Source organism: Neptunitalea chrysea (genome assembly GCF_027924145.1).
GTDB classification, from domain to species: Bacteria; Bacteroidota; Bacteroidia; order Flavobacteriales; family Flavobacteriaceae; genus Neptunitalea; species Neptunitalea chrysea.
The window spans coordinates 114,080-131,046 of record NZ_BRVP01000002.1 but is presented as its reverse complement, the minus strand read 5'-3'; the positions used below and the strand labels follow the sequence as shown (position 1 = coordinate 131,046).

Here is a 16,967-nt window from a genome sequence, read left to right as displayed (position 1 = left end):
TAAACCATAGCTTTATCTATAAATTTATTTATACGTATCATTATTGATACAATTTGTAATCCTGAGAAAATTTTATAAATATTGAAAAATTTCATTGTTATAGGAATCCTTTTGTTTAGTTTATCTCTTTTTGCACAAAAAAAAGATTCACTAAAAACAAAACTACCTATACATGACAGTATTATAAAGTCAAAAAACACCCAACTCTATAAAAAACTTCAAGAAGAGTCAGGTAAAAGTAAATTCACGAATCTACTTCACAATGCTATTTTTCAACCTGTAAACCCAGCGTACAAAAACACTACTAATAAAATTATAGAACAACAATTAAATAGAAATTTTAAAGATTTTCAAGGCAAACAAATTCGAAATATAATTATTACATCCTTAGACCCATTTGGCTATAGCGAAAAAGACTCAACTAAAGTACCACAAAAAAAAATTGATAAAATAGGTAATGCCATACATTACAAGACTAAACGGTTTACTATTAAGAACCTTTTATTAATTAAAGAAAACGAATCCTTAGATTCTCTACTAATTTTAGAATCTGAACGCTTACTTCGTAGAAGAAATTATATAAGAAGAGCCTTTATAAAACCTCAATTAGTATCAGAAAACAATGAGTTGGTAGACTTGTATGTATACACTTTGGATAGCTGGAGTATTGTAGTAGATGGAGATTTATCTGCCGATAAGGGAAAACTAAGACTCAGAGAATTCAATTTTATGGGGTTAGGACATCGGGTTACACTAGCCTATAAACGTGGATTTAATGATATTATAGGAACAGGCTATACCATTGGTTATAGAGCTCCTAACGTATATAATACGTATATAAATGCAGAAGTATCTAGAGATGTAGATATTGATAACACGTATAAAAATACGTATAAAATAGACCGAAATTTTTATTCTCCATATGCCAGATGGGCAGGTAAAATTGGATTTGTTAGAAGATATGATCGTGAAGACCTATATTTAAGTACTAACGACACCGTTATTTATGAACCTGTGAGAAGAAATGAAATAGATGTATGGAGTGGATATGCAATACCTGTAGCTTATAAAAATGACGATACTCACCTTCCAACCAATTTAATTTTTGCAGCTCGTTATGCTGCACAAAAGTTTGTTGAAAAACCAGACAAAACAATTGACTCGGTTTCCTTTTTCACTAATCAAAATTTCTTTTTAGGATCGGTTGGAATACGATATGTAAACTACATTAGAGACCAATATATTTTTAGAAATGGAGATATTGAAGATGTAGCTTTAGGCTATAGTTATTTTATCCATTCAGGGTATCAACAAAATTCTACAAGTGGTAATTATTATGTAGGTGTAAGCGCTAGTTTTAATGATTATTTTAGTAAATTCGGTTATTTGGCAGGTACCATAGAATATGGTAGCTATTATAGTAATGGAGACCCTAGACAATCATTAGTACGACTACAAAGCACTTATTTTACGCCTGTTTTTTCAATTGGTAATTGGCACTTTAGGCAATTTGCAAAGCTTAACTCAATTATTGGTATAGCACGTAAAAATATTATTTTAGATAGAATAGATCTTAACGGTGAAAATGGGATTTATGGATTTGATAGCCCTCAAGTATATGGAACTAGAAAATTTGTTTTTAGTTTTAAAACACAATCCTATATTCCCTTTAATTGGTTAGGATTTCGTATGAGTCCTTATATAGATATTGATTTAGGATTTATTGGTTCTGAGCCTCATCCATTTTTTAAAAATGAAACCTACAGTAGATTTGGATTAGGTTTTCTAATAAGTAATGACTTCTTTGTTTTTGAAAACATAAAATTATCATTCTTCTATATTCCCAAAATGCCAGGTTACGAAGGAAGTGTATATAGATTTAAAGGTTCAAATGATAATCCATTTAACTTAGAAAATTACAATTATCAACCTCCTCATATTATCAAATATAAATAAATTTAAGGGATATTTGCTACACATCTAAAACCAGTATTTTCCAATCCAGTATCCGAAGAAGACATCATTCTTGAAGAAACCCTATAGCCTGAGCAATAAACCTCATTACACATAAAAGACCCGCCACGTGTTACTTTTAATATTGCATTTCGTTGTCTACTATCAAAACTTATTTGAGGTCCTTTCGGATTAATTTGCAAACTATCTTTTATTGTTAAATAATAATCACTTCTATAATTATCTGAGCACCATTCCCACACGTTGCCTGCCATATCATATAAACCAAAATTATTAGGAGTATAATATGCTGTAGGAGCTAATGTAGTGTAGCCATCAAATTTAGTATTATCATACGGAAACTTACCATCCCAAGTATTAGCCTTGGGTGTACCATCATAAGGTTCCTCATTTCCCCAAGGATAAATGGCATCTTCTAAATTTCCTCTTGCAGCATACTCCCACTCTGCCTCAGTTGGTAATCGTTTACCAGCCCAATTAGCGTAAGCATTGGCATCATCCCATGAAACTTGTACTACCGGATAATTTTCTTTCCCTTCAATTGAGCTATCAGGTCCCTGAGGATGCCTCCAATTGGCTCCGTTAGTCCATTTCCACCACCTTTCAGGAGTATTTAAAGAGACAGGCCCGTTAGTGCTTTTAAAAACTAGTGATGATGGTAGTAATAAACTATCTTCAGGCTTTGGAGTACCCTTAGGTAATTGTGCTTTTATCACCTTCCAATCAATTGTCCGCTCAGCAGTGGTTACATAACCGGTCTCCTCCACAAATTTGGTAAATTGGGCATTGGTAACTTCTGTTGTATCCATATAAAAAGAGGATATCTTTACAGTATGCCGAGGATATTCATTGGGCCTTCCTTTCGCATCAGAAGCGCCCATTAAAAAAACTCCTCCTTCAATTTTAATCATATTATCTAAAGAAGGAGCTTGTTTTCTATTTGAAATAACCAAACTATCAGATGATGAAAAACGCTTGGGTAACCCTGAATAACAACTGGTGTAAGTACTGTCTTTACATGTATTAGATGTAGTAGTATATGGCTTATTTGTTTTAGTCTGACAAGAAAATACAAATAACGTGCTTAAAACCAAGTATAACCTAAACACCATACTAAAATCTATTATTTATTAGCATCTGTTTTATGATACAATGCTAACAACTGTTTTGCTACAGTAATAGCAGGGGCTTTTTCATTAACAACTAGGTCTCTCATATTCTTCATTTCTTCCTTTACTTCCGGATGTTCATAGAAATCTGTTTCTAAATGATATTTAATCGTTTCTTCCATCCAGTTAAGATTCTGTTGCTTTCTGTTGTCTTCAAAGAAACCATTCTCCTTCAATTGTTGCTTGTAATCCGTAATAACTTTCCATATACCAGCCACACCATCGTTTGTTAAAGCAGAACAAGTTACAACGGTAGGTACCCAACCATTAGGGTTTGGAGGAAACATATGAAGTGCATTTTGATATTGCCTTTTGGCTAACTGTCCCTTTCTCATATTATCACCATCCACTTTATTTATGGCTATGGCATCGGCCATTTCCATAATCCCCCTTTTAATACCTTGCAGTTCATCCCCAGCATTATAAAGCATTAACAACAAGAAGAAATCTACCAATCCTTTAACCGATGTTTCACTCTGCCCTACTCCAACTGTTTCAATTATAATAACATCAAAACCAGCAGCTTCGCATAACAAAATAGTTTCGCGCGTTTTTGAATGAATTCCACCTAGCGTAGAGCCACTTGCAGAAGGCCTAACATATGCGTCTGGATCATTGGCAAGTAATTCCATTCGAGTTTTATCTCCAAGAATACTTCCTTTTGTGCGTTGACTAGAAGGGTCAATAGTAAGCACTGCAACCTTCTTACCGAGAGCCGTTAAATGTTTTCCAAAAGCCTCAATAAAAGTACTCTTCCCTACTCCCGGAACTCCTGTAATACCTATTCTTAGTGAGTTTCCGGCATATGGTATAATGGTATTTATTACCTCTTCAGCCAGTTCATTATCCTTAGTTAATTTACTTTCCACAAGGGTAATTGCTTGGCTTAAAATTACTCTATTCTTATCTAGTATACCATCAGTATACTCTTTGATTGTGAGCCTTTTGCTCTTGAATTTAACTTTCATGATGACAAAATTCCTTAATAAAACATGACATTAAACAGGTTTTTTTTGATTTTTTAGACCAAAATTTGAATAGATAAAAAAAACAATAATTAATTGACTAAAAAACACTAAGGTTAAATTCCTTTCGAAACTACAATAATTTTTCAAAATATCTAATTATGGATTTAAATTATATTGAACACATCGGTATTGCAGTTAAAAATATTGAAGAAGCAACTGCATATTACGAAAACGTTCTTGGACTTAAATGCTACTCTGTAGAAGAAGTGGCAGATCAAAAAGTAAAAACTGCTTTTTTTATGATCGGTCAAACTAAAATTGAGCTATTAGAAAGTACCTCTCCAGATGGACCTATTGGTCGTTATATAGAGAAAAAAGGTGAAGGTATCCATCACATCGCATTCGCTGTTAATAATTTAGAAAATCAATTAGCTGATGCGGCTAGTAAAAATGTTCAACTTATTGACAAAACTCCTAGAAAAGGAGCTGAAGGCTTACACATAGCATTTCTTCACCCTAAATCAACACATGGTGTACTTACCGAACTATGTGAAAAAAAAGAATAAAAATTAACATTTAACATATAACATAACATTATAAACACCATAATATGTCAGTTACAAGTATTAAAATTAAAGAACTCGTCGATAAACGAGAACAAGCAAGACTTGGTGGTGGACAAAAAAGAATTGATGCCCAGCACAACAAAGGTAAGCTTACTGCACGTGAGCGTATTGAGTATTTGCTTGATGATGACAGCTTTGAAGAGTATGATATGTTTGTTACACACAGATCACACTCTTTTGGTTTAGAAAAACAAAAGTATTATTCTGATGGGGTTGTAACCGGTAGAGGTACCATTGATGGTAGAGTCGTTTTTGTATTTAGTCAAGACTTTACTGTATTTGGAGGATCTTTATCTGAAACCTTTGCGAATAAAGTTTGTAAAATTCTAGATCAAGCTATGAAAGTAGGAGCTCCTGTGATTGGGTTAAATGACTCAGGCGGAGCCCGTATTCAGGAAGGTGTAAGATCATTGGCAGGATATGCCGAAATCTTCCAAAGAAACATTATGGCATCAGGAGTTATTCCACAAATATCAGCCATTTTTGGTCCTTGTGCTGGTGGTGCTGTATACTCTCCAGCGCTTACCGACTTTATTGCCATGACTGAAAATACTTCTTACATGTTTGTTACCGGACCTAAAGTGGTACAAACAGTTACAGGAGAAGTTATTTCTACCGAAAACCTTGGTGGTGCAAACATTCACGCTTCTAAATCAGGGGTATCTCACTTCCTTAGCAGTACAGAGGAAGAAGGATTACTATTAATACGTAAGTTAATGAGTTACCTACCACAAAATAACCTAGAAGATCCACCGGTAATTGAATGTTCTGACGCTATTGATAGGTTAGAAAATTCATTAAACGAAATTATACCAGAAAATCCTAACAAACCATACGATATTATAGACGTTATTTCTGCTACTACTGACTACGGTGAGTTCTTAGAAGTACAAAGAAATTATGCCAAGAATATTGTTATTGGTTTTGCCAGATATAACGGACGTCCTGTTGGTGTTGTAGCTAACCAACCAAAATACTTAGCAGGAGTTCTAGATATTGATGCCTCACGTAAAGCTGCCCGTTTTGTACGTTTTTGTGACGCATTTAATATTCCATTAGTAACCTTTGTAGATGTTCCAGGTTTCTTACCGGGTAGTAAACAAGAATATGGTGGTATTATTATCCACGGAGCTAAGTTACTTTATGCTTATGGTGAAGCTACTGTACCAAAAGTTACTATTACACTACGTAAATCTTACGGAGGAGCACATGATGTAATGAGCTGCAAACAATTAAGAGGTGACCTTAACTATGCATGGCCAACAGCAGAAATTGCAGTAATGGGTGCAAAAGGAGCAATTGAAGTATTAGAAGGTAAAGCCCTTGCTTCTATTGAAAGTCCTCAGGAAAAAGCAGAGTTTATAGAGAAAAAAGAAAATGAATATTCTGAAAAATTTGCGAACCCATACTTAGCAGCTAAATACGGATTTATTGACGATATCATAGAGCCAAGAAACTCTCGTTTTAGAATCATCAGAGCATTAGAATCCTTAGCTACTAAAAAAGAGGTGAATCCTCCTAAAAAACACTCAAATATACCTCTATAAACTAGTAAATTATGATGTTTTTAAATGCAAACATGGAAGAAGGGTTTGTCATTTTGCTAGTAGGAATGTTTATCGTTTTCCTAGCACTATTGGTACTGTTTTTATTGTTTACACTAATGCCAAAAGTATACGAAGCATTTGATAAAAAACCTAAAAAGCAAGTTCAGACAACCGCTGATTCCACTACAGAAACAACAGAGAGTTATACTTCTGGTGAACAAATTGCCGCTGTATCTACAGCTGTTTATTTATTTTTAGAAGAAGCACATGACCAAGAAAATGCCATTGTGACGATTAATTCTGTAGCCAAAAATTACTCCCCTTGGAGTAGTAAGATTTATGTAACTCATCGCTTTAATAATAAATAAGATGAAAAAATATAATTTAAATATAAACGGAAATAAATACAACGTTCATATAAAAGAAGCGGAAAAAAACACTATTAAAATGGAAGTTAATGGTACTACCTATGAGGTAGAACTAGAAAACGAAGTAAAAACTTCTAAAACTCCACGTCTTGTAAGATCAGAGGTTAAGCCCGCTCCTAAAGTAACTCAATTAAAAGCCACTTCATCGGCTCAAAAAATTACGGCTCCACTACCAGGAACCATCCTTAAAATATGTGTTAAGGAAGGTGATTCTGTTAAAACCGGAGATGACCTGATAATTTTAGAAGCAATGAAAATGGAAAACACCATTCAAGCAGAATCATCAGGTGTTATTAAATCGGTTCTTGTACAACCTAATGGTAGTGTACTTCAAGGTGACACTTTATTAGAAATTGGTTAATAAACCGTTAGCGTACATGATGACCGAATTTAAAAATTTAAGATTATGTTATTAAGTAAAAAAAGAACATACAATAAATTAGTGATTGGCTTCTTGTTATTTTTTATAACAGGATTCGCCATCGCTCAGGTAGCAAGCACCAATGTAATTACTGGTGCTGAAGGCTCCCTCATACAACAGGCTATAGACGGTATTGGAATTTTTCTAAGTTACACCGGGTTTGCCAATATTACTTTTGCGCATTTAATCATGATAGTTGTTGGTTTGTTTTTCATATTTCTGGCTGTGAATTATGATTATGAACCTTTACTTTTAATACCTATTGGAACAGGTATCCTTATTGGTAATATTCCGTTTGTAGCGGGTAACCAAATAGGTATCTACGAAACTGGTTCAGTATTAAACTATCTATATTTTGGTGTAGTAAAAGGTATATATCCACCATTGATATTCTTAGGAATTGGTGCTATGACAGACTTCTCTTCCCTACTCTCTAATCCAAAATTAATGCTTTTAGGAGCAGCTGCTCAAATAGGTGTTTTCTTAACGTTTATTGGTGCAATTGCTTTAGGGTTCTCTCTTCAAGAATCTGGAGCTATTGGTATTATTGGGGGTGCAGATGGTCCTACAGCTATCTTCCTATCTTCTAAACTAGCCAACGGGTTAAATGGTTCTCAAAACCTTATTGGTCCAATTGCTATTGCAGCCTATAGTTACATGGCATTGGTTCCGGTAATTCAACCTCCTATTATGAGACTCTTAACTAGCAAAAAAGAAAGAGTTATTAAAATGAAACCACCTAGAGTAGTTTCTAAAAAAGAGAAGTTGATATTCCCTATCATAGGTCTATTATTAACCACCTTTATTTCTCCTTCTGCTTTACCTTTATTAGGGATGCTATTCTTCGGAAACATTCTTAAAGAATCAGGACATACAGAACGTTTAGCAGAAACTGCAAGAACCAAACTTATTGACATCGTTACTATTTTATTAGGAGTTACCGTTGGGGCTTCAACACAAGCCGACGTATTCTTAACAGTGGATTCTATGAAAATATTTGGTTTAGGAGCTATCTCTTTTGTTATTGCAACTATTGGAGGGTTACTATTTGCTAAATTCATGAACCTATTCTTGAAGGGAGAAAATAAACTGAATCCGCTTATTGGTGCTGCTGGTGTATCTGCTGTGCCAGATAGTGCTCGTGTTGTACATGTAGAAGGATTAAAATACGATAAAAACAACTACTTGCTTATGCATGCTATGGCACCAAACGTATCAGGTGTTATTGGTAGTGCCGTTGCGGCAGGTATATTATTAAGCTTTTTAGGATAATAAAAAACTTAGAATTATGAGAAATTACAAAACAGCTGAAGAAGCCGTAAAATTAATAAAATCAGGAGACCGTGTGCTAGTACAAGCTGCGGCTGCCACTCCACAAACGTTACTTAAAGCAATGGTTGGCAGAGCCTCTGAACTAAGAGATGTAGAAATTGTTCATATTCATACCGAAGGATATATTGACTATACCCTTCCACAATATGCTGATAGCTTTAAAACAAGTTGCTTCTTTATGGGAGGTAACATTAGAAAAGCTGTTCAGGAAGGATATGCACAATACAACCCCGTTTTCTTAAGTGATATTCCTCACTTATTTAGAAGTGGTATTCTACCTATTGATGTTGCTTTAATTAATGTTTCACCACCAGATAAACACGGATACTGCTCTTTAGGAGTATCTGTAGATGTAATGATTGGTGGTTTAGAATCTGCCAAAATAGTTATTGCACAAATTAATCCTCATGTACCTCGTACTATGGGGGATGGTATTTTACATATCGATACATTTGATGCTTGTGTTGAAGTAGACGAACCATTATATGAACTTGTACCAGGAGCTCCTACAGATCAGGAACAACTTATAGGTAATCACATTGGTAATATGATTGAAGACGGATCTACTTTACAAATGGGTATTGGAGGTATTCCGAACGCAGTATTATCTTGTTTAACAAACCATAAAGACCTTGGCATTCACACCGAAATGTTCTCCGAAGGTATTTTACCTTTAATTGAAAAAGGTGTTGTTAACGGTTCTAAAAAGGCAGTTTTACCAAACAAAATAGTTTCTGGTTTTGCTATGGGATCTCGTAAATTATACGATTTCATGGATGATAACCCAGAAGTTTGGATGATGGATATTGCCTTTGTAAACGATACCGCAGTAATTCGTCAAAATCCAAAAGCAATTGCTATTAACTCGGCTATTGAGGTAGATATTACCGGACAAATTTGTGCCGATAGTATTGGTACCAGAATGTACTCAGGCGTTGGAGGGCAAATGGACTTTATGCGTGGTGCTGCATTATCTAAAGGAGGTAAAGCTATTTGTGCGCTACCCTCTATTACTCAAAAAGGAGTTTCTAAAATTGTACCTGTTCTTAAAACTGGTGCAGGGGTAGTAACTACAAGAGCTCACGTTCAGTATGTTGTTACTGAGTTTGGTGTAGCTGAACTTAAAGGTAAAAACCTAGCACAGCGTGCTAAAGCGTTAATTGATGTTGCTCACCCAGATGCTAGAGAAGAACTAGATCGTACAGCCCACGAACGTTTTGGTAATAGTTTCGTTTCATTTAATAACCTTGTTGTTGATTATAATTAACAACAAGGGAGTTATAATACTAATTTAAATCAATCATGGAAAAGGAACTTGATTTATTAAAAACTTTCCCACCGGTAAGTAAAGAAGAATGGAAACAAAAAGCCATTGTAGATCTTAAAGGTGCCGATTTTGACAGAAGACTTGTATGGAAAACCTATGAAGGAATTTCTGTACAACCATTTTATACACAAGAAGACACTGAAAACAAAGAACTTGCTTCTGATATTTTTGAGTATCAGAAATCAGGAGAACGTAATTGGACAAGCTATTTAGAAATAGAGGTAGTAGATGAAACCGAAGCTAATAAGCTTGCTCATAAAATGTTACACTTTGATGCTACAGGTATTTTATTTGAACTTAAAAATCCTGAGCAAACCAATTTAGAAGCCTTATTAAGTGGTTTAAATTTAGGCGAACTAAATATTTCGTTTAAAACTGAAAAACCAAACGCTACATTTTTAGAAAACTATTTTAATTATTGTTTATCTCAAAATGTAGGGCTCAATACTCTTAAAGGTTTTTATCAATCAGACGTTATTGAAGATTTTATTACCAATGGTACTCCTCTAGATTTTAAAGAGTTTGCTAAGGTAGTAGCAGTTGCATCAAAAGCACCAGAATTTTATGGAGTAACCATAAGGTCACATGCCTTTGCAGATAGTGGTGCTAATGCTACTCAGGAAATCGCTTTTGTTTTCAACAAATTGGTAGATTATATTACGCAGGTTACTGAAAAATCAGAACTTTCTGCAGCAGATGTATTAAATAATACATTATTTAATTTGGCTATTGGTGGTGACTATTTCTTTGAAATAAGTAAAATCAGAGCTATCAGATTGTTATATCAAACTATTGCAAGTTCTTACGGAGTAGAAAATACTAACGTTAAAATTCTTTCTTCAAGCGGACTTTGGACAAAATCTCTTTTTGATCCAAATGTGAACATGTTAAGAAACACAACGGAAGCTATGTCGGCACTACTTGGTGGTTGCGACGCCTTGTTAATTCAGCCACACAATAGCAGTTACCAGAAAGTAAGCGATTTTAGTCATAGAATAGCCTTAAACATCTCTAACCTATTAAAAAAGGAAGCCTACTTCGATAAAGTAGTAGATCCTGCTGCAGGTTCATACTATCTAGAAACACTTACTGAAAGTTTGGCTGAAAATGCACTTTCTTTGTTCAAAGAAGTTGAAGTTAAAAATGGTTTTGTAAAAGCTTTTGAAGAAGGCTTTATCACAGGCCTGATTAATAAGAGTAAAAATCAGAAAGAAAAAGATATTACTTCTAGAAAAAAAGTTTTTGTAGGAACTAATAAATATCCAAATCTAACTGAAAAAATTTCTGTGAAAGAAGTTGAGAAAGTCTCTAAAGATACTGCTCTTTTACATCCACAAAGAGCAACCAATGCTTTTGATACATTACGCCTTACAACGGTTAAACATTTTGAAAAAACAGGATTTATTCCAAAAGTATACTTAGCATGCTTTGGTAATTTGGCCATGAGAAAAGCCAGAGCCACCTTTGCTGCAGAATTCTTCGGCATTGCCGGATTTAATATACTTGGAGAATTCCTTTTTGACAATATTGAAGCTGCCGCCACTTCGGCTGCAGAAAGTGAGGGAGATATCATAGTAATGTGTGCATCTGACCCAGATTATGAAGCAAATGCAGAAACATTTGCAACTATCTTTAAAGAAAAAGCGCCCGGTAAAAAATTAGTTTTAGCCGGTTGGCCAGCAGAAATTGTTGAAAAATTACAAACTGCCGGAGTAGACTCTTTTGTACATGTAAAAATTAATGCCATAGAAGCATTAAGTGAGTATCAGAAAATGCTCTTTTAAACATCTAAAACTTTGCAATGATGAAAAGACCAGATTTCACCAACATAAATTATAAATCAGCTGTAAAAGAAGGGCCTAAAAAACCTACTACCAAAGACAAAGATGCATGGCTTACAGCAGAACAAATACCCGTAAAAGACTCGTTTAATAAAAGCGATATTGAAAATGCTGCACATCTTGGATATGCAGCAGGGTTACCTCCTTTCTTAAGAGGACCATATTCAACCATGTATGCAAGCCGTCCATGGACGATACGTCAATATGCCGGTTTCTCAACTGCTGAAGAATCCAATGCATTTTACAAACGTAATCTTGCAGCAGGTCAAAAAGGACTTTCTGTTGCATTTGACCTTCCAACTCACCGTGGATACGACTCAGATCACCCTAGAGTTGAAGGTGATGTAGGGAAAGCAGGGGTTGCTATTGACTCCATCTTAGATATGAAAGTTTTATTTGATGATATACCGTTAGATAAGATGTCTGTATCTATGACAATGAACGGGGCTGTTATTCCGGTAATGGCATTCTATATTTTAGCTGCTGAAGAGCAAGGAGTTTCTATGGACCAATTAAGTGGTACCATCCAGAATGACATCTTAAAAGAGTTTATGGTTAGAAATACGTATATCTACCCTCCTAAACCTTCGATGAAAATTATTGGAGACATCTTTAAATTCACCAGTAAAAATATGCCAAGGTTTAACTCTATTTCTATCTCTGGTTACCATATGCAAGAAGCAGGTGCTACCGCAGATATTGAGTTAGCATATACTTTAGCAGACGGACTTGAATACTTACGTACCGGTATAGAAGCAGGATTAACTATTGATGAGTTTGCCCCTCGTCTATCCTTCTTCTGGGCTGTAGGTATGAACCACTTTATGGAAATTGCTAAAATGCGCGCTGCTAGAGTACTTTGGGCTAAAATTGTAAAACAATTTAATCCTAAAAATCCAAAGTCAATGGCTTTAAGAACTCACTCACAAACCAGTGGATGGAGTTTAAGCGAAGCAGATCCTTATAACAACGTTGGTCGTACTTGTATTGAAGCCATGGCTGCTGCTTGTGGTCATACACAAAGTTTACACACCAACGCATTAGATGAAGCCATTGCACTACCAACAGACTTCTCTGCTCGTATTGCTAGAAATACCCAGTTATATCTGCAAGATGAAACTAACATGACAAAAGTGGTAGATCCATGGGCTGGTAGTTACTACGTAGAATATTTAACCAATGAGTTAATTGATAAAGCCTGGAAACACATTCAGGAAATCGAAGAACTTGGTGGTATGGCTAAAGCTATTGAAACAGGTTTACCTAAATTACGTATTGAAGAGGCTTCTGCAAGAAAACAAGCACGTATTGACTCTGGTAGAGATATTTTAGTAGGTGTTAACAAATACAAAATAAACGAAGAATCTGATATCGAAGTACTAGAGGTAGATAACACTGCCGTTAGAGTTAGTCAGGTAGCACGTTTACAAAAACTACGTGCAGAAAGAAACAATGAAGCCGTAAATGCAGCTTTAGAAGCCCTTACGGAATGTGCTAGAACAGGTGAAGGTAATTTATTAGAGTTAGCCGTTAAAGCAGCAAGAGAAAGAGCTTCATTAGGAGAGATTTCTGACGCCATGGAAAAACATTTTGGTAGACATAAAGCTATTGTTAAAACAATTTCAGGTGTGTATTCACAAGAAACAGGTAACGATGTTGAATTCCAAAAAGTAAGACAGTTAACAGATCAATTTGCTGAAGAAGTAGGTCGTAGACCTAGAGTTATGATTGCCAAAATGGGACAAGATGGTCATGACCGTGGTGCCAAGGTAATTGCTTCTTCTTATGCAGATATGGGATTTGATGTAGATATGGGTCCCTTATTCCAAACACCAGAAGAAGTAGCACGCCAGGCTGCCGAAAATGATGTGGATTTCGTAGGTGCTTCATCACTAGCAGGTGGTCACAAAACATTAATTCCTAAATTGGTAGAAGAACTTAAAAAACTTGGAAGAGAAGACATCTTGGTATTTGCCGGAGGTGTTATTCCACGTCAAGATTACCAATACTTATATGATAGAGGTATCTTTGAAGTATTTGGGCCAGGTTCTATTATACCAATCTGTGCACAAACCATGATGAAAAAATTAATGGTTACCGAAAACGAAAAATAGTCATCTAGTTTAGATTTAATACTTTTAACTAATTCGTTAATGAAATGATCTCGTAATTGCTTACGAGATCATTTTTTTTGCTAAAAAGTACCATTAACTGTAACTATTGTTACTATGGCAGCAGTACGTATTTAGTACCTTAGATGCAACTAATAAAATACATTAATAGGCCATATTACAAATGGTTTTAAAATATATGATGTAGTAATTTATAAACTGTTATGAGTACTAAAATAATCATTATCGGAGGGCTATCTGCCGGCCCCTCTGCAGCCGCTAAAGCAAGAAGAACTGATGAAAACGCTGAAATTATACTATTTGAAAAAACCGAACATATAAGTTACGCTACCTGTGGTATCCCCTACGCTATGTCGGGTAAGATAAAAACCAGAGACAAATTAATGGTAGTACAACCCGAATTACTTAAAAAAAGATTTGGTGTTGATCTACACTTAAATGAACCGGTAATAGACGTGGATACTAATGCACAATTGGTGTATACCAGAAATGGATCGTACAGTTATGACAAATTAATTGTAGCTACTGGCGGAAGTGCCTTCTTACCTCCTATTGAAAATGTTCAAAATTTTGAGAATTGGGCTTTTGCCAAAACCATTGAAGATTTTGACAAAATAATGAAAAGGGGAGTTATTGAAAACTCTGAACATATTACTATTGTTGGCGCTGGTTTAATTGGTTTGGAAACTGCTGAAAATCTTGTTCATGCAGGGAAAAAAGTGACCGTAATTGAATTGAGTACTCAGGTACTTGCCAATTGGAACATGAAATTTGCTCAAATGGCAGCCAATGAATTATTAAAAAACGGAATTGATTTAAAATTAGGAACTTCGGTGAAAGCTGTAGATCCGGCTACTCAGGAAATTCTATTAAGCAACGGTGAAAAATTCTTTACCGACTTTATGATGGTAAGTATTAGTGTAAAACCGAATACCGAAATGTTTGTATCTAAAGGAGCTAACAGTTTACCAAATGGTGCACTTATTGTAAATGAACGTATGGAAACTTCACTTCCTAACATTTATGCGGCAGGAGATTGTGCATCTATCCCTAATATGCTAACAGGAAATTACGGATGGTTCCCAATGGGTACACATTCTAACAAAGCCGGACGTGTTGCTGGTGCAAATGCCGCCGGTGCAAATGAAACATTTATGGGTGGATATGGTACTGCTATAATGAAATTGTTTGACTACACCATTGCAAGAACCGGATTGGGTAGTAAAGATTTAGATCGTAAAAATATCCCTTATAAATCATCTATGATTATTACTGGTACAACTCCCGGTTTCTATCCTGACCCTAAAGATATATTTTTAGAAATATACTACGATCCTGAAAAAGGAACGGTGTTGGGTGCTGAAATGATTGGTGAAAGTGGTGTTGACAAACGTGTAGATGTGCTTTCTACAGCTATTTATGCCAAGCTTACTATTCATGATTTACCCCGTTTAGATTTAGCCTATGCTCCTCCTTACTCTCCAGCGAAAGACCCTGTCGTGGTGGTTGGGTATGTTGCTGAAAATGGGAATAAAGGAAACTATGAAGAAGTAAATGTTACAGCAGCAAAAACGTTAATTAATGAAACCAAAGATTTAACCATATTAGATGTTAGAAACCCTGGTGAGCTACACAACAACGGTTCTATAGAAAGAGCTACCAACATTCCTTTAGACGATCTTAGAAACCGTTTAGATGAACTATCTAAAGATAAACCGATATTAGTATACTGTGCTAAAGGATTGAGAGGTTATTTGTCTTCTTTAATACTAGCGCAAAACGGGTTTAAAAATATTTACAATTTAGCTGGTGGATTTAATGCCTGGAAGAATATGTATTAACTAATACATTTTTCCTTTTTACAAACCCAAAGAGTTAGATACTCTTTGGGTTTATTTTTTAAAAACTTCTCATCTTACTGATATTCATCATATGAATTTGCAAAAAACTAACCTATTTTAAACCTCAGAAAAACAATCTATCATCCTTTAAAAGAATATAGTGTTTATTTAAAATAACAATCATATGATACTCTTTAAAAAATTAAATCTTCCTCCTTAAAAATATGCTTATAAAGTAAGTTCTCTGAATAAAGTTAACAGCATATCTGACAAACAAATAGCAAACATTATTTTTTAACGAACAATAAAATACAGATATGAATTTATTTAATTTAAAGGGAAAAACAGCTATTGTTACCGGTGGTACTCACGGTTTGGGAATGGCTATAGCTAACGGACTTGCAGAAGCAGGAGCCGAATTAATAATAACAGATATTTTTGAAGAAAAACTGGCGAATGCTATAGAACAATATACTAGTAAAGGTTTTAAAGCTACACCTTATCTATTTGATGTTACTAGTGAAAAAGAAGTAGAAGAAAATATAAATACCATTCTTGCAGCTCACGGAAAAATAGACATTCTGGTAAACAATGCTGGTATTATTATGCGTCAAATGGCTGTAGATATGGATGTAAACGATTTCAGAAAAGTTATTGATGTAGATTTAGTAGGTCCTTTTATTATGTCTAAATATGTTGCCAAAGACATGATTAAAAGAAAATCTGGTAAAATTATAAACATGTGCTCTATGATGAGCGAATTAGGAAGAGACAATGTAAGTGCCTATGCAGCCGCTAAAGGAGGTTTAAAAATGCTGACCAAAAACTTAGCAACAGAATGGGCCAGACACAATATTCAAGTAAATGGTATTGGCCCAGGATATTTTGCTACTGCACAAACAGAACCTATCCGTGTAGATGGTCATCCGTTTAATGAATTCATTATTAATAGAACACCAGAAGGTCGATGGGGAAATCCGGAAGATTTAGCAGGTACAGCCATTTACCTTGCATCAGATGCCAGCAACTTTGTAAACGGTCAGGTGGTCTACGTAGACGGTGGTATTCTAGCCACTATCGGAAAACCATCTAACGAAAAATAATTACATTCCATCATTTATCTATCCGTTAAAAAGAATCATTTTGATATTCATTAAAATGATTCTTTTCTCATTTCTAATAATCTTCATACCACCAAAACCATTGTAATAATAATTAAAGTACGTTTTATAGCTGTTGCTAATCAATTTTTTCAATTATTATTATGAAAAAAATAAGATTTTTTTCCTTTTCATAGTGTAGGCTTCTTATTCATTAGAAATTAAAAATCTGGAAAACAATTCAATCATTGCAGACTATAC

General features: G+C 34.8%; 13 protein-coding genes. 11 read left to right on the top strand and 2 right to left on the bottom strand.

The window, feature by feature from the left end:
• The first annotated feature begins 81 nt into the window (after positions 1-81).
• Positions 82-1,956 (top strand): BamA/TamA family outer membrane protein, encoded by a 1,875-nt coding sequence (locus NBRC110019_RS01620; RefSeq protein ID WP_281751658.1) that lies wholly within the window; start codon positions 82-84, stop codon positions 1,954-1,956.
• Positions 1,957-1,958: 2 nt separating this feature from the next.
• On the opposite strand, the gene NBRC110019_RS01615 is transcribed toward NBRC110019_RS01620, so the two are convergent.
• Together NBRC110019_RS01615 and meaB are read right to left on the bottom strand one after the other, a co-directional pair.
• Positions 1,959-3,086: a formylglycine-generating enzyme family protein gene (locus tag NBRC110019_RS01615; RefSeq protein WP_281751656.1), complete on the bottom strand. Its 1,128-nt coding sequence runs from the start codon at positions 3,084-3,086 to the stop codon at positions 1,959-1,961.
• Positions 3,087-3,097: 11 nt separating this feature from the next.
• Entirely contained in the window at positions 3,098-4,111 is a 1,014-nt protein-coding gene (meaB, locus tag NBRC110019_RS01610) for a methylmalonyl Co-A mutase-associated GTPase MeaB (protein ID WP_281751654.1), read from the bottom strand.
• 158 nt (positions 4,112-4,269) lie between these two features.
• On the opposite strand from meaB, the gene mce reads away from it, so the two are divergent.
• From mce to NBRC110019_RS01560, 10 genes are all read left to right on the top strand, one after another.
• Positions 4,270-4,677: a methylmalonyl-CoA epimerase gene (gene mce, locus NBRC110019_RS01605; protein WP_281751652.1), complete on the top strand. Its 408-nt coding sequence runs from the start codon at positions 4,270-4,272 to the stop codon at positions 4,675-4,677.
• Between the two features lie 44 nt (positions 4,678-4,721).
• The gene (locus tag NBRC110019_RS01600) at positions 4,722-6,284 is read left to right on the top strand and encodes an acyl-CoA carboxylase subunit beta (protein ID WP_281751649.1); all 1,563 of its coding nucleotides are present in this window, start codon (positions 4,722-4,724) and stop codon (positions 6,282-6,284) included.
• A gap of 11 nt (positions 6,285-6,295) precedes the next feature.
• Positions 6,296-6,652 (top strand): OadG family transporter subunit, encoded by a 357-nt coding sequence (locus NBRC110019_RS01595; RefSeq protein WP_281751647.1) that lies wholly within the window; start codon positions 6,296-6,298, stop codon positions 6,650-6,652.
• A gap of 1 nt (position 6,653) precedes the next feature.
• Complete coding sequence (locus tag NBRC110019_RS01590) at positions 6,654-7,073, top strand: biotin/lipoyl-containing protein (protein ID WP_281751646.1); 420 nt, start codon at positions 6,654-6,656, stop codon at positions 7,071-7,073.
• Positions 7,074-7,118: 45 nt separating this feature from the next.
• Positions 7,119-8,405 carry a sodium ion-translocating decarboxylase subunit beta gene (locus NBRC110019_RS01585; RefSeq protein ID WP_281751644.1) on the top strand — a complete coding sequence of 429 codons (1,287 nt, stop codon included), beginning with the start codon at positions 7,119-7,121 and terminating at the stop codon, positions 8,403-8,405.
• Between the two features lie 16 nt (positions 8,406-8,421).
• Complete coding sequence (locus tag NBRC110019_RS01580) at positions 8,422-9,732, top strand: acetyl-CoA hydrolase/transferase family protein (protein ID WP_281751642.1); 1,311 nt, start codon at positions 8,422-8,424, stop codon at positions 9,730-9,732.
• A gap of 35 nt (positions 9,733-9,767) precedes the next feature.
• Positions 9,768-11,576 carry a methylmalonyl-CoA mutase family protein gene (locus NBRC110019_RS01575; protein WP_281751640.1) on the top strand — a complete coding sequence of 603 codons (1,809 nt, stop codon included), beginning with the start codon at positions 9,768-9,770 and terminating at the stop codon, positions 11,574-11,576.
• Positions 11,577-11,596: 20 nt separating this feature from the next.
• Positions 11,597-13,747, top strand: coding sequence for a methylmalonyl-CoA mutase (scpA, locus tag NBRC110019_RS01570; protein ID WP_281751888.1), 2,151 nt, complete (start codon positions 11,597-11,599; stop codon positions 13,745-13,747).
• Between the two features lie 221 nt (positions 13,748-13,968).
• Positions 13,969-15,606, top strand: coding sequence for an FAD-dependent oxidoreductase (locus NBRC110019_RS01565; RefSeq protein WP_281751638.1), 1,638 nt, complete (start codon positions 13,969-13,971; stop codon positions 15,604-15,606).
• A gap of 317 nt (positions 15,607-15,923) precedes the next feature.
• Positions 15,924-16,709, top strand: coding sequence for a gluconate 5-dehydrogenase (locus NBRC110019_RS01560; protein WP_281751637.1), 786 nt, complete (start codon positions 15,924-15,926; stop codon positions 16,707-16,709).
• The last annotated feature ends 258 nt before the right edge of the window (positions 16,710-16,967 follow it).

What these genes read in the sequence shown, in the direction of transcription:
- NBRC110019_RS01565 (WP_281751638.1), top strand. Translation starts at nt 13,969, where the DNA reads ATGAGTACTAAAATAATCATTATCGGAGGGCTATCTGCCGGCCCCTCT.
- scpA (WP_281751888.1), top strand. Translation starts at nt 11,597, where the DNA reads ATGAAAAGACCAGATTTCACCAACATAAATTATAAATCAGCTGTAAAA.
- NBRC110019_RS01590 (WP_281751646.1), top strand. Translation starts at nt 6,654, where the DNA reads ATGAAAAAATATAATTTAAATATAAACGGAAATAAATACAACGTTCAT.
- NBRC110019_RS01575 (WP_281751640.1), top strand. Translation starts at nt 9,768, where the DNA reads ATGGAAAAGGAACTTGATTTATTAAAAACTTTCCCACCGGTAAGTAAA.
- NBRC110019_RS01580 (WP_281751642.1), top strand. Translation starts at nt 8,422, where the DNA reads ATGAGAAATTACAAAACAGCTGAAGAAGCCGTAAAATTAATAAAATCA.
- mce (WP_281751652.1), top strand. Translation starts at nt 4,270, where the DNA reads ATGGATTTAAATTATATTGAACACATCGGTATTGCAGTTAAAAATATT.
- meaB (WP_281751654.1), bottom strand. Translation starts at nt 4,111, where the DNA reads ATGAAAGTTAAATTCAAGAGCAAAAGGCTCACAATCAAAGAGTATACT.
- NBRC110019_RS01585 (WP_281751644.1), top strand. Translation starts at nt 7,119, where the DNA reads ATGTTATTAAGTAAAAAAAGAACATACAATAAATTAGTGATTGGCTTC.
- NBRC110019_RS01615 (WP_281751656.1), bottom strand. Translation starts at nt 3,086, where the DNA reads ATGGTGTTTAGGTTATACTTGGTTTTAAGCACGTTATTTGTATTTTCT.
- NBRC110019_RS01595 (WP_281751647.1), top strand. Translation starts at nt 6,296, where the DNA reads ATGATGTTTTTAAATGCAAACATGGAAGAAGGGTTTGTCATTTTGCTA.
- NBRC110019_RS01600 (WP_281751649.1), top strand. Translation starts at nt 4,722, where the DNA reads ATGTCAGTTACAAGTATTAAAATTAAAGAACTCGTCGATAAACGAGAA.
- NBRC110019_RS01560 (WP_281751637.1), top strand. Translation starts at nt 15,924, where the DNA reads ATGAATTTATTTAATTTAAAGGGAAAAACAGCTATTGTTACCGGTGGT.